Source organism: Streptomyces sp. AMJ-169 (genome assembly GCF_055597585.1).
Window position 1 is genome coordinate 1 of record NZ_JBVLTJ010000019.1, and the last position, 13,125, is coordinate 13,125.

13 protein-coding genes and 1 pseudogene are annotated in these 13,125 nt (G+C 65.2%); 10 read left to right on the top strand and 4 right to left on the bottom strand.

Annotated features, from left to right (window positions below; all coding sequences use genetic code 11):
• Positions 1–79: 79 nt before the first annotated feature.
• Positions 80–292: pseudogene (locus tag ACYUD3_RS34000) on the top strand (cellulase family glycosylhydrolase); the annotation flags it as partial.
• A 197-nt stretch (positions 293–489) separates the two neighbouring features.
• On the opposite strand, the gene ACYUD3_RS34005 reads toward ACYUD3_RS34000, so the two are convergent.
• Positions 490–699: a DUF397 domain-containing protein gene (locus ACYUD3_RS34005; protein WP_470978755.1), complete on the bottom strand. Its 210-nt coding sequence runs from the start codon at positions 697–699 to the stop codon at positions 490–492.
• The gene (locus ACYUD3_RS34010) at positions 696–1,514 is read right to left on the bottom strand and encodes a helix-turn-helix domain-containing protein (RefSeq protein ID WP_470978757.1); all 819 of its coding nucleotides are present in this window, start codon (positions 1,512–1,514) and stop codon (positions 696–698) included. The genes ACYUD3_RS34005 and ACYUD3_RS34010 overlap by 4 nt, the downstream gene beginning before the upstream one ends.
• A gap of 1,049 nt (positions 1,515–2,563) precedes the next feature.
• Between ACYUD3_RS34010 and ACYUD3_RS34015 the strand changes: the two genes are divergently transcribed.
• From ACYUD3_RS34015 to ACYUD3_RS34025, 3 genes are all read left to right on the top strand, one after another.
• Complete coding sequence (locus tag ACYUD3_RS34015) at positions 2,564–2,914, top strand: DUF397 domain-containing protein (RefSeq protein ID WP_470978759.1); 351 nt, start codon at positions 2,564–2,566, stop codon at positions 2,912–2,914.
• 827 nt (positions 2,915–3,741) lie between these two features.
• Positions 3,742–3,993 (top strand): hypothetical protein, encoded by a 252-nt coding sequence (locus ACYUD3_RS34020; protein ID WP_470978761.1) that lies wholly within the window; start codon positions 3,742–3,744, stop codon positions 3,991–3,993.
• Between the two features lie 636 nt (positions 3,994–4,629).
• Complete coding sequence (locus tag ACYUD3_RS34025; protein ID WP_470978763.1) at positions 4,630–4,887, top strand: hypothetical protein; 258 nt, start codon at positions 4,630–4,632, stop codon at positions 4,885–4,887.
• An 804-nt stretch (positions 4,888–5,691) separates the two neighbouring features.
• Here ACYUD3_RS34025 and ACYUD3_RS34030 read toward each other — a convergent pair.
• A complete protein-coding gene (locus tag ACYUD3_RS34030) occupies positions 5,692–6,489 on the bottom strand; it encodes a GntR family transcriptional regulator (protein ID WP_470978765.1) in 798 nt (265 codons plus the stop codon).
• A gap of 194 nt (positions 6,490–6,683) precedes the next feature.
• On the opposite strand from ACYUD3_RS34030, the gene ACYUD3_RS34035 reads away from it, so the two are divergent.
• From ACYUD3_RS34035 to ACYUD3_RS34060, 6 genes are all read left to right on the top strand, one after another.
• The gene (locus tag ACYUD3_RS34035) at positions 6,684–7,064 is read left to right on the top strand and encodes a hypothetical protein (protein WP_470978767.1); all 381 of its coding nucleotides are present in this window, start codon (positions 6,684–6,686) and stop codon (positions 7,062–7,064) included.
• 47 nt (positions 7,065–7,111) lie between these two features.
• Positions 7,112–7,510 carry a hypothetical protein gene (locus tag ACYUD3_RS34040; RefSeq protein ID WP_470978769.1) on the top strand — a complete coding sequence of 133 codons (399 nt, stop codon included), beginning with the start codon at positions 7,112–7,114 and terminating at the stop codon, positions 7,508–7,510.
• A complete protein-coding gene (locus ACYUD3_RS34045) occupies positions 7,507–8,850 on the top strand; it encodes an FtsK/SpoIIIE domain-containing protein (RefSeq protein ID WP_470978771.1) in 1,344 nt (447 codons plus the stop codon). Before ACYUD3_RS34040 ends, ACYUD3_RS34045 begins: the two co-directional genes overlap by 4 nt.
• Positions 8,847–9,062 (top strand): hypothetical protein, encoded by a 216-nt coding sequence (locus tag ACYUD3_RS34050; RefSeq protein ID WP_470978774.1) that lies wholly within the window; start codon positions 8,847–8,849, stop codon positions 9,060–9,062. The genes ACYUD3_RS34045 and ACYUD3_RS34050 overlap by 4 nt, the downstream gene beginning before the upstream one ends.
• A gap of 247 nt (positions 9,063–9,309) precedes the next feature.
• Complete coding sequence (locus ACYUD3_RS34055; RefSeq protein ID WP_470978776.1) at positions 9,310–10,692, top strand: replication initiator; 1,383 nt, start codon at positions 9,310–9,312, stop codon at positions 10,690–10,692.
• A gap of 37 nt (positions 10,693–10,729) precedes the next feature.
• Positions 10,730–11,086 (top strand): hypothetical protein, encoded by a 357-nt coding sequence (locus ACYUD3_RS34060; RefSeq protein WP_470978779.1) that lies wholly within the window; start codon positions 10,730–10,732, stop codon positions 11,084–11,086.
• A 497-nt stretch (positions 11,087–11,583) separates the two neighbouring features.
• On the opposite strand, the gene ACYUD3_RS34065 is transcribed toward ACYUD3_RS34060, so the two are convergent.
• Entirely contained in the window at positions 11,584–13,095 is a 1,512-nt protein-coding gene (locus ACYUD3_RS34065; protein WP_470978781.1) for a recombinase family protein, read from the bottom strand.
• Positions 13,096–13,125 lie beyond the last annotated feature (30 nt).

The following is a 13,125-nucleotide window of genomic DNA, read 5'->3' on the forward strand; positions in this document are numbered from 1 at the left end:
GAACCCGTCCATCAGCAAGACCAGCCACCCCGCCGGGGCCCGGCTGGGATTCCTACACACGGATTAGGAACAAAGGGACATGTTCCGCACTGTGCGAAAGGCGCTGTACGCGGTCGTGGCCGCGCTGCTGCTGCCGTTCGGGCTGACCGCCGTGCAAGGGGGCCAGGCCGCTCACGCGGCGGCGGCGCCGGGGGCCGGGTACTGGCACACCAGCGGCCGGCAGATCCTGGACGCGGCCGGGCAGCCGGTCCGGGTCGCCGGGGTCAACTGGTTCGGCTTCGAGACCGGGAACCAAGCTAAAGCATACACGCTGCCTCGACAGGGGGTGTGTGGAAGTAAAGCCGCTGGTCGGAGCGATACTGACGGATCGTCAGAGATGGTCTGAGGGCTCGGCCTTGCTCTACCTGGCCGGGTGGCGTCCCGCCACGGACGGCAGTCGACCCCGGCGTTCATTCCCCTCTGAAACGCCAGGGTCGACTAGCTACCTAGTTAGATGTCGGTGCCTCGGGCGAAGCTGATGAAGGTTGCGAACGCGTGGGGGGTGAGGGCGAGGTGCGGTCCGTCCGGGATCTTGCTGTCGCGAACGGGGACAACGCCCGTTGCCCGCGCGTGCCCGGGAGCCCACTCCAGGCACTCGCCTCCGTTACTTCCGCTGTACGAAGACTTGCACCACGCGCTTTGCGAGATGAGGTGGTTCATGCAGAGTCCTTCAAAATGGAGTCGATCAGAGAAGCCGTCTCGTCTGGCGGCGCAGCCATGGCCTTGAGCAGATCATAGGCTTCTTGCGCCTCCCGAACGTCGTCCGGTCCTGTGAGGACATACCCACGAGGAAACCCGTCGACGTGCACCACGTCAGCTCTGTCGTTGAACGACAACAGCCCGAACGGACTGGTCGGGAAGCCATAGTGCAGCTCTCGGGCGGGGATGATCTGAACTCGGTTCCGGGGGACCTCCGCGAGCACCCGCAGGTGCTTGAGCTGTTCCCGCATTACCTCAGCAGAACCGACACGGTTCCTCAGCACTGCCTCATTGAGAACTAGCCAGAGGCGGGCCGGGTCAGGGTCCGAACGACTCAAGATCTTCTGACGGTTCAGACGACCCGCAACCAACTCGTCTAGGTTCTCCGGGCGGGTCGCCCGCAGAACCGCCCATGCATACCCCGGCGTCTGCACCAAGCCGGGGAGAAACTGCGGATGGAACATCCGTACGGCGGTCGCCCTCTCCTCCAGCTCCACGTAGGGGCGGAACCAATCTGGGTGTGCAAACAGCTTGAGTAGCCGTGTCCGCTGGCGGGCATATACCCCTGGCAGTTTCAACCAGCTGTCCATGGCTTCAGCGAAAGACTCCGACGCCAGCACTTGACCGGTCTCTACCTTGCTGATGTACGCCTGCCGGTAGTGCAGTTCGGTCCCGAACTGCGTCTGAGACATCTTGAGCTTCAGGCGAATCGCCTTGACCTCCTCTCCGAACTCGGCAGCAGCCGGACCAGCAACCGGCGAAGAGTTCTCGCTCACGTGTTCAACTCCCCAGTTATTCCTACGCGTTTGGAATATTCCTACCTCTTTTGGAATGCCCAAATCCCTAGTGAGCGTACCCCCCTGGGGTCCATGGTGTGAGTGGCCATCAGCAGATCGTCACAGCTCAGTAGAGGGGTCCGGCCGCTAGTCATGAACAGCAAGCAAGCGTTACCGGTCCAAGACGCCGTTGCAGAGCTGCATGCGCTCGTCGCTTCCCGGGCGTTCTGGCGGCTTGTCCCGTGGGATCACGGCGACTTCGTTGAGCGGGCCATCGAAGAAGCGTCAGCGAACGCTAGATCCGGGATGGTTGAGGAGGTGTCGCAGTGACCGAGGTGACGCGTCCCGCAGAGCTGGAGCCGGTACCGGTCCCTGGCTGCGGCTGCTGCCAACAAGTCGCGCGGAACCGTGAGTCGGCTAGGGGGCATAGCGCTGAAACCGTGGCGTGGGCCAACGAAGTGATACGGCATCACCCTCACCGTTCTCTTTTGCTGGGGGCGGCGTGAACACCCCTCGACAGCCCCGGGAACCTCAGGTTGGCCAAACCGTACGAGACACGGAAACTAACCGCCTCGGGCGGGTAATGGATCATTTTGCTGGCCGTATTCAGCTTCGCCCCCTCAATGGCGGAACCGAATGGGAAGCGCTCCCCGCTAACGTCGAACCCGTCTCCCTCTCCGACGCATTAGAGAAAACCCTCAGAGACGATCGAACCGAAGCTTTCGGCCGAATTCTGCGGAACCTTCCCCCCTCTAGTCTCCGTCCCTGCCGAGAATGTTAATTCCCCTCCTCGGCAGGGGCGGTCTCCCCCCCCCACCACGCACGAAAGAAACTCATGCGAAGAGCAATACCCGAAGCCGCTGCTTTCGTATCCCTTCTTCTAGCAGCAGTAATCACCGGGGCTCTGATTGGCGCGCTCGTAAACAACTAGCGAACGCTCTCCGGTCCGTCCCGTACTCCAGAACGGAACGGACCGGCCAAAGACCCTGTGTGGCTTTTGGACGGTGAAAGCCACACAGGCTAATCCCTCTCCGAGAAAGGACACCTGAATGGGAACCATCACCAACGGGCATACGACAAAGCCCTTCGAGAACCCTTCCGCTCCCGGCCTCGATTGGCGCAAGGCAAAGCGGACGGACCTTGACCCCATCGTCAAGGACTGCGTCATCGTCGCTGCTGCGTCGGACGCCGATGGGCACCCGCACCCGAGCGTGCCGGACGGTACCCGCATGATCGCGCTGTCTGACGACAAGGACGAGAACAGCCCCGTACTCTTCTTCACCCGCGTGGAGTTCACCAAGTTCGCGGAGGGAGTCAAAGACGGGGAGTTCGACGAGTTCATGGCCACTGACGCGGAAATGGATGCTGCCGCTGAGGTAGCTGAACTCAACGTCGCCTGATCCGGCCTGAGTTGACGCGGCGGTCCGCCTCCCCCGGGTGGGCCGCCGTACCGCTTTCAGAACCCCAGCTACCTTAGAGGTGAATATGGACTGGGCCACGCAGACACGACACGATCGGACCGTTCTAGCTAAAGCTTTCCAGCTTGGCAGCGAAGTCATGGACGCTTTCAACTTCGTTGCAAGAAACTACAACGGAACGCCCTGCCGGGCGTGCGGGAGTCGTCAGACTGATGCAGTCATCGCGGACGTCTCTATCGCCACCGCCTGCTGGGATTGCGGCTTGGTCTCAACGCTCGACCGCCTTAGGAATGTCTGGGAGCCCCGCGAGCACCCCAAACCCGAGATCCACAGGCGACGGCCGTAGACCGATTCTGAAAAGGAACCATTCATGCCCTGCCCGATACCTCGGGGCGGTGGTTGCGCCGGATGCGAGGAATGCAACCCCGAGATCTTCTTGCCCCTGCAAGATCCCTACCTCGGCCCTGGTGAGCCGGGCGGAGAGTACGACGGACACGTACAGCCGTTGGACCATCCGAACGTCGACGACTAAACCCGCTTCTCGCCGATGAGCTGACCTCGGTGGTACGGTTCCCAACACAACAAAACAAGGTGGCCCCGACAGGGACCGGAGTGCTGGTAACACTCCGCTGCCGGGGCCTGACGACACTGGTCTTGGAAGGACTGTCGCCGTGCGCCACTCTATCGCGCGCGCCCTCTCGGCGTGCCTGCGTACCCTGTTCGCGCTTCTGCTGCCCGGCAAGGGCAAGCACCGCAAGCCGGAGCCCGTAGAGGCTCCTTCTCCGGCTGAGGCCGTTGAGACTGCCGCAATGCCCCCCGCCTCCGGCTGGGGTGCCCCCTGGGGGCCGCAGTGTCCCCGAAGCCCCTACTCGGCCGAGAACGCAGCCAAGATCCCGCTGAGTGGTGAAGACCTCGACGCTGTTCCGTACTACTACCGCGACTTCGAGCGGAAGCAGTACCAGCGCGTCACGGCGGAGCGGCGGCGGGCGGCCGTCCTCGCAACGATGGGGGTAGACGTAGGCCCCGACGTGATCCACGGAGTACGGCTTCCTGCCGTCTAGGGCCTCCCCGCCTCCCGCACCAGCGCTGCCCCGTCGTGCTCGGCTTCGTGCACGGCGGGGCTTTCTGCTGTCTGCGGGGTCTCCTCCTGGCTGCCGGGAGCGGCTGTTCCTCCGGGACCGGCGGGGAGTCCGAGAACCGGCAGGAGACCGGCGGGCGTTCCTGCCGTCGTCCTTTTGCCGGCGGGAACGCCCGCCGGTCGCACCCCGGGAAGGGCCCCGGGATGTACCGATATGGGTGGGGCGGGCAACCGGCAGACGGCCAGCGGGCGTTCCTGCCGTCGTCCTTTTGCCGGCGGGAACGCCCGCTGGCCGGGCCCCCGGAGCTGGGCCCCGTGGGCGGGTGGCCGGACGGCTGGATGCCTGCGCGGCGGGACGGTGCGGTGCCTGCTGCGGCACGGCTGGCCGCGTGAACAGACAGGCTGTTCTGAATATGCATCTGGCATGTGTCCGGCCGATGAGTGAACCGTAGGGGTCCTGTGGCAATGGGGCCTTTCGGGCGGTACGTGGGGCATAGCCCCTGGTGGTGACAGCGCAGCGAAGTAGAGTGACCACCCTGTTTTCGCCAACGGCTGGGAAGTGACGGGGGGTTGGCCGGTGATCTGGTCAATGGGGCTTCAGGGAGGGATGAGCTGAGCTATGCAGGAGATACCAGCACCGGGAGGCTGGCCGGATGAGGCGGTCTGGCTGCCTGAGGTGGACTACCTGACGGGGTGGCGTGAGGCGGACGGGGCGGCTCGCGAGCTGTCTGCTGCTGCCGCGCGGGCGGGGCTTGATCTGCGGGTGGTGAAGCCTGTGCCGCGTACGGGTCCTGCGGGTGAGGGGGCCGTCTGGATGCAGCCGGACGGCGTGCGCCTGATCGCCGAGTACCTGAACTCGGTGACCGGCGTGGCCTGAGCTGGAAGAAACGTTCATCTGTAGCAACGGGAGGGACCATGCGGCCTCAGGAATGGAAGACGCGGGCGGGCTCGCGGGTGACGCTGATGAAGGACGCGCGGGGGGCTGAGTTCATCGCGTGCGACGGATGCCGCAAGACGCTCCGGGTCCGGGGCTTCGGACCGGCGTCGGCTGCCGCCAGGAAGCACGCTGAGACATGCCGACGGTGAGGCGGAGAACCGGCGGGAGAACCGCTGCTGACCTGCCGTCGTCTTTTTGCCGGCGGGTCAGCAGCGGTTCGTACCCCCGGGAGCTGGGGCCCGTGGGCGGGTATCTGGATGCCTGTACGGCGGGGTCATCGCGGTACCCCGTGCGGCATGGCCTTCCGCGCGGACGGGGGTGCGCCACGGTGATACGGGTGCGCGCGGGAGGCTGTGCCGTGCTCGCGGGGGGTCCCGGGGAGTGCGGAGCGCCCCCCGGGTACCACCGGCCCCGGTCATAGGCCGTTACGGCGGGCTGGTCCTGGTCGTGCCCGGCGTCCGGCGGTGGTCACCCCGTGTCGGCTGCCGGGGGCTGGACGGCGGGGTGCCGGGGTGGAAGGGCTTGGTCCTGGTGGTGGTTCTCGACCGGGGCCGACCGGGTACGACGGAGCCCACCTGAGCGGGTCCTCAGGTGGGCTCTGCTGCTGCTCGGGGTGCCGGCTGGGGTGCGTCGGGGCGGTCGCCGACCGGACGGGACCGGCCGCAGGCCGCATGCCCGGCCGGGGCGGGCGGTCCGCCCCGACGGCGCGCGCGGAGCGCGCGCCCTTGAGTAAGTGGAGAAGAGTTACACCGATCGGGCGCGGCGGGTGGTGCGCTTGGCTGGGGCCTGGGTCGGGGTGAGGGAGAAGACCAACTGTGTGGTGGCCGGGGCCTTCAGCTCCTCGCACAGCAGCGGCCGTCCGGTCTCCTGGTCGGTGGTGACCCGGTAGGTGATCAGTAGCGGGCTGGAGTCACTGAGTCCGAGCATGGCTTGCTCGTCGGACCACGCAGGGCGGGCGGTGACATGCTCGGTGAAAGCGAGGTCGGCGCCTGCTGCGCTGAGCTGGTCGTAGAGATCGCTCGTCGGCAGGGCGGGGGTGTCGGCAAGGGACGGAACACCGGCCGCCGTGGCAAGGGGAATGAAGATCCGGTAGGCGAATCGCGCCCCGGTTTTCGCGTCGTACAGAAGGCGGTCGACGGTGACTGCTTCCTCGTGCTGCCGGTCAAGCAGAAGTGCCGGAAGGCCGTCCAGAGCGCCCCGGCTGACAGCGGGTTCCTCGACCTGGGCCGCGTCGGGCAGGACCCACGCACCCCGGGCTGTGCGCTGCACTTCCCGCCGCACGGTGATGGTCGGGAGGGTTCCGCCGGTGCTGATCACGATGGACCCCTTGCCCTGCCGGGTCTCGATCAGTCCCATGCGCCGCAACCGGTCCATCGCCGTCCGCACGGTCGCCTTGCTGACCTGGTACATCGTCTCAAGCTGAGTTTCGGACGGCAGTGACTCCCCGACACCGTACCGGCCGTTCTTGATGTCCTGCCCGACGCGTTCAGCGAGTTGTGCGGCCATGGTCGGGCGGGGCTGGATCTGCTCTGGTGCTGTCATGCAATGCGTGTCCTTTCCTGCGGGGCGTCGGCTCGGCCGCGCCGCGTTGACTCTCGGCTACCCGTGATCTACACGGTCAGGCACTCATGAGAATAAGTGGTTGACCCTCTCCTGTGCAGGGGCCCAGCATGAACCAGCCACTCACTCATTCGAATGAGTGGATGACATGTTGAGTTGAGGAGAGGTGTGTCTTCATGCAGACGAAACCCATCGACACGGCCCGTCTGGGCACGATCCGGTGTGTCACGGCCCCTGAGGCGCGGATGACCCCGGACGGCCAGCCGCGCCGGGACCGGGAGGGGCGTCCCCAGTGGGTGACCGGTCTGGCGGTGCGTCAGGCGGAGGGGCGGCGGACCGACGTGATCGAGGTGGTCACCATCGGCGCGCCGGCGGGGATCGCGGAGGGTGCCGAGGTGGCGGTGGTCGACCTGTGGGCCACGGAGTGGCAGGTGGACGGCCGGTCGGGCACCTCCTACAAGGCGGGGGCGATCCGGCCGACGGCGGCGGCGCCTGCTGCGGCTGCGGGGTCCGCTCCGGCCGCCGCGCCCCGGGGCAAGAGCGGGGGTGAGTCCTGATGATGGACCGGTACTTCTGGGGCCTGGCAGCCCGCCAGAGAGACGGCATGGCCTGCGCTTACTGCGGCAGGGACTACCTCAAGGGCACGCGGACACCGTCCGTGATCGTCGGCCGTGCGGGGGAGGACGAACAGCCGGTACGGGCCTGCTCGTTCCCGTGCGCAAGCAGGGTCGCGGCTGAGGCGGCCTCGATGGTGCGGCAGATGAAAGAGGCTGCGGCCGAGAGCGGTACGGACTGGGACGCGGTGACCGTCGACGACGACACCGACTTCGAGTTCGGGGCGCTGCTGAAGGACCTGCGGGCCCTGTCCGGCCTCGAGGCGCTGCTGTCGGTGTCCGATGAGGCGGGGATCATCCGCTACCTGCTGAAGCTGACGCACCATCACGCGACCGAAACAAAGATCCGCGCGCGGGCGCTCATAGATCAGATGGAGGCGGGCAAGTGATCGCCTCGTGGCTGATCCTCGGACTGGGGTGGGCGTTCGTCGCCCTGTCGCTGACCGAGTGGTGGTGGCGTCCCGCGCTGGCGACCCGCAGGGCCAAGCGAACACGGTCGCCCCGGCCAACCTGGCCGTGGCGCTGGTGGCTGACCGGCTACCCGGCGACGGCCGTCCGCATCTGGTGGACGTGGCGCAAACTCTGTGACCACACCGGCCTCTCGGTCTACCTGACGGTTCGTCAAGTAGTGGGGTCGCTGGTCGTGCGGGGGACGGGCATCCGCCCCGAACCCCCTCGGCGCTCGCTGCCCCGGCCCACCCGCAACGGGCTGGTCCTGAAAGTGTTTCTGCACCCCGGGCAGACACCGCAGCTCGTGTACGACGCTGCGCGGGCGATGGAACACACCTGGAGGGTGCACGCGGTGCGGGTGCGCTCGGTACGCCGGGGTGAGGCCGTGATCACGGTCATGGCCAGCGATCCCCTGCGGGGTGAGGTCGCGGCGGGCGCGGCGGGCTGGACGCTGATGACGGCGGACGTCGGCCGCACGGATGAGGGGAACCGCTGGCTGATCGACCTGCGGGCGGTCCCCCACTGGCTCGTCACGGGAGCCACACAGTCCGGCAAGTCCACCCTCTTGGCGGCGCTGGTGCGGGGGCTCGCCCCTCAGCCGGTGGCGCTGGTCGGCATCGACCTCAAGGGCGGCATGGAACTGTCGGTTTTCGGGCGGCGGCTGACTGAGCTGGCCACCAACCGGCGCGAGGCGATCGACGTGCTGTCGGGGGTCCTGGAGGAGATCCACCATCGCGTCCTTGTCTGCCGGGTGGCGGGCGTGCGGTCCGTCTGGGCCCTGCCGGAGCATGACCGGCCCGTGCCCGTGGTCGTGATCGTCGATGAGCTGGCGGAGCTGTATCTGATGGACGGCACGCGCCAGTCCAAGGACGAATCCGAACGCGCGGGAACCCTCCTCCTGCGCGTCGCCCAGCTCGGCGCCGCGCTCGGCGTGCACCTAGTGGTGGCCGGACAGCGCGTCGGCTCCGACATCGGCGCCCGGGTCACCGCGCTGCGCTCGCAGCTCGGCGGACGCATCGCCCACCGAGCCCACGATGAAGCCTCCGCAGAGATGACCGTCGGCGACATCCACCCCGATGCGGTCGCGGCCGTCCAGTCGATCGCGGACGACGAACAAGGGGTTGCCGTGGTCACCGTGGCCGGGGGATGGGTGCGCGCCCGCTCCCACCCGGTCACGGAGGAGGAAACGGCGCAGATCGCGGCCATGAATCCCCCCGCTGACGCTCTCCTGAGCAAAGCGGGCCCCATCGAATTCCCGAAAGGCGGTGAAAACGCATGAGTTCGGCGGTGCTTTATTTCTGCTGCGCAATGCTATTTCTGTACATATACATGCTGGCGCGTGAAAGAGAAATTTCCATCACGCAGATCGCGATTCTGGTACTGGCTGGATTCCTGCTCGGAATGACCCCTCTGGGCGACCCGATACAGGCGCTCCTTACGGTCATCGCGAACGCGGTGACCGGTACCGGTGAACCGGCCAGCATCCACTAGCACCCTCCGGAAACACCGGAACCTACCACTCGAAGCCGGCATGGACCGCACCCCCTTTGACCTGGGGTTTTGCCCTGGCGGGGGTGCGGTTTCCGCAGTCCGGCCGGTCGTACCGGGAGAAGACCTATGACTGACCTGCCCCCCTGTGAAAGAGGCCCCCCTGATGCCCTCCCCCGACCGACCGGCGCGGCGCCCAGTCCCGCGAGAGGCTGGGCGCCCGTGCCTTCTTTCTGACACTGAACGCGACATGATCCGGCTCGCGAATGAGCCAGGATTCCCGCGCTGGCGTGAACAGATAAAAGGAACCGGAGGCTGCGCCCGTCCCGTTTATCTGGCCGGGCACACCATCACCCGGGATGCCCGGACGGGTGAAATCCTCCGCCATTACGACACCACCGGGGAGCCGGGCGGGCGGATGCCGGTACGGTGCCGCAACCGCCGGGAAACCGTCTGCCCCTCCTGCGCCCGCGTCCACGCCGGGGACACCTTCCACCTGGTCCGCTCCGGCCTCCTCGGCGGCAAAGGCGTCACCGGCCGGGTCCAGCTCCACCCCCGCCTCTTCGTCACCCTCACCGCCCCCACGTTCGGGGCCGTCCACCGTGCCACCGACCCCTCCGGGCCCCCGTGCCGACCCCGGCGCGACGGCGGAACCTGCCCGCACGGACGCCCCCTCGGCTGCGGACAACACCATGCCGACGGCGATCTGACGACAGGTCAGCCCTTGTGCCCCGAGTGCTACGACTACCCCGGACACGTCCTCTGGCACGCCCTCGCCGGACGGCTGTGGAACGTCTGGACAGGCGCCGTACGACGCCACCTCGCGACGGCGGCGGGCATCGCACAGGCACGCCTCGGCGAGCACCTGAGGCTGTCCTTCGCCAAGGTCGCCGAATACCAGCGGCGCGGCGCCGTGCACTTCCATGCCGTCGTCCGCCTCGACGGCCCCGACGGCCCGTCCACCCCTCCCCCGCTGTGGGCCACCCCGGAAGTCCTGGAAGGGGCTGTACGGGCCGCTGCGGCCTCTGTGGTCGTCCGGGCCCCGTACTCTCCGGCGACCGGCGAGAGGGCCGTGCGCTGGGGCACGCAGCTCGATGTGCACCCGATCGGCTCAGACGCCTTCACCGGCTCAACTGCCGTGACCGACACGGCCGTTGCCTCCTACGTCGCCAAGTACGTATCCAAGAGCGTCGGCGACTCCGGCGGCATCGACTACCGGGTCACCGACTACGCCTCGATAGCCCTCGCCCCGGTCAGCCCTCACCTGCGCGCCCTCATGGGCACGTGCTGGCGCCTCGGCGCCCTCCCCGAACTCGAACCCCTCCGCCTCAGGCTCTGGGCCCACACCCTCGGATTTCGCGGCCACATACTCACCAAATCCCGGAACTACTCCACCACCTACAGCGAACTCCGGGCCGCACGAACAGAACACCGGAATGGCGGCATAACCAATGACCACACCGACAACATCACAGACTCCACCTGGCGCTATGTCGGCTCCGGCCACACCTCGGCAGAAGCCGAGATAGCAGCGGGCATAGCCGAAGATCTGGCAGTCCTGCGAGAGATACGGAAGGAAGAGAGCAAGAGAACCAATGAACTGCATAGCTGGCGCCTTCTCTCCCGCGTTTGAGAAAGATCCCCGCGCCGCCCACCCTTTGGGATGGCATGTGACTTCTGATGACTGGCATATCGCGAACCGCATATCTTCCGCCTTCGGGGGGCGCGCCCAGACAGAGAAAGAGGAAGACGGAAAATGGGCCGTCCTTACCGAGTCAGAAAGCATTGACATAATCACAGAGCCAAATGCCGCCGACATCCTGTTCCGGATATTCGGAGAATCGAGCTTGGGAATCTTCCGGCTGACTTCTAAATCGAGCATGCTCACAGACGCTCTCCGGGGAGAGGTGGCCGAACTCCCGAACAATTCAATCAACCGGCTGTCCATCAAGACCGTTGAATTCACTACACTGAATGGGACTCCAGTGAACTACCTGCGGCCGGTTATCAGCCGGATCGCACCCTGACAAGATCGGCTCCCAGCTGCGGTGAGCCGAAAACGGACGCAAGAACAGCGGATGTCCCTGCCGTCGTCTTTTTGCCGGCGGGGACATCCGCTGTTCGCACCCCCACCGATGCTGACTGTCTGGACGCATCAACAGTGAAGCCCCGGCGTAATCTCACGCCGGGGCTTCACTGTGTCTACTTCCCTCTGCTTCAGCTAACGGCTGAAGAATTGACCTCCGAATCAGAGAGTCGGCCAATCACCCGGTCCTCAAGCGTAACCACCGCATGGAATCCATCCCGCCCGTCAAGATCCCAGTAGACCGAACTAACCGTGTGCTCTTCCGTAATACCCTCTGAGCCGGGCGCCCATCCGATGTGCTCCCCCACCCGGGGAACCACAGGGAGTTCCCGCATCTCCTCTTTCCCGTCAGGGTGAACAAACGCGACACGAATCATGGCACTACCCTTTCGCATGAACTCTATTCCTCTCTCGGGACGGCTGAACAATCCGACTCGTTCAGCTCGCCAACATGTAAGGATTCTTCCCCGTCATCTCAAACCTGTTAGACGCTTTCTTCGAGAACAGCTTGACCTTTATCCCGAACTCGTCGAGCATTTCTCGGCGCTCCGCATCGTCGCGTGCCTTATCCCATTTCTCGGCTACCGTTATCCCTGTCGGAACCATCTTCATGCCCGCAGGTTTTTCGGGGAGTTTCTTCAACCGCTCTATGTCGGCGCCAAGTTGAGCGTACCTGGTACGGAACCACTCGGCGTCATCGTCCGAGTCGTACAAGCCTGCTTCCCGGTCGTCCCGAAGCCTCTTCCTGTCCACCTCCAGTGCAGCTATCTGGGCGGCATAGCCCGTGCCTGGGTCGAAAATCTTTTTCATCACCTGACCACTGCCATACTCGGCCAGGAACTTTTCCGAGACTGCCGCCTCCAAAAGGTGAGCCATCATAGTTGGTGCTGGCCTACACTTCTGCGATTTCGGCATTCCGCGAACTCGTGCCGTGCACCCGTACCCTTTACGTCCGCCTGCGATCAGGCGCACTCCGCATTCGCCGCAATCGGAAATATCTGCCAGAAGTTTGGTTCCCTGAGGTGCCCTTTTCCTCTTTTGTTTCTGTTTTGGTTGGGTCTTCGCGATCAATGCCAGACGTGTTGCGCTATCCCACAGGGGTGGTGCTATTTGAATGGGTCGCCCGTCCTCGCCCAAAACCGGCTTCCCGTTATGCATGAGATATCCCAAAGCGGCTTCGCTGCATAGAATTGACCGCAGCGATTCGTAGACCCATGGGGCGCCCTTCGGCTCTCGTCCGTACATAACCGCAAGCCGGTCATGTGGGGTTAGTACTCCTTCGCGTGTCAGCCGGGCGCACTCAGAGTTGACGGTTATCTTTCCGGTTGTGTCGGCGAGAAGTCGCTGAGCAACTTTACGTATCTGCTTCGTGGATTCAGGATGTAGGGCTACCTTGGTGACTTTTCCTGTCGGGATCTCCCGAACGTACATGTATCCATATGATGGCTTCTGTTTCGGCTGTCCCGCATTTCGGGCCCGCACGTGCTCTTCTTGAATGCGTACCTTGGTCGAACGGTGTTCAAGCTGGGCGCCTAGGGCCTTGACAAGTAGTTCCGATTCCTGGTTCGGGTCCGAAAGGTCCCAGACTCCCGGGTGATCGGCAGTGATGAGGAGTTTTCCGGCTTCATAGGTCGTATACGCCGTGTTGAGAACGTCCCGCGCGTTGCGGCCGATCCGGTCGACTGCTGCCCCAACGATGCCGCTATACGGCCCCATTTTCCCTCGGAGCCACGGACCGAACTTGGGCCTTTCCAGTGGGTCAATAGCGCCTGACACTTCCCAGTCATCGGCCCACCCGATGATGTGGCCGCCAACCTCGGCTGCGGCCTTCAAGATTAGGTCTCTCTGCTTCTCCGGGCTGTTCGTTTTCTCGTTCTTGCGCGATAGACGGCGAACCGCTACCAGGCACCTCCCGCACCCGTCGAACTCGGTGACCTCGGGTTGTTCCATGGCATCCATGATCCAGGAACCTCCAAAAAC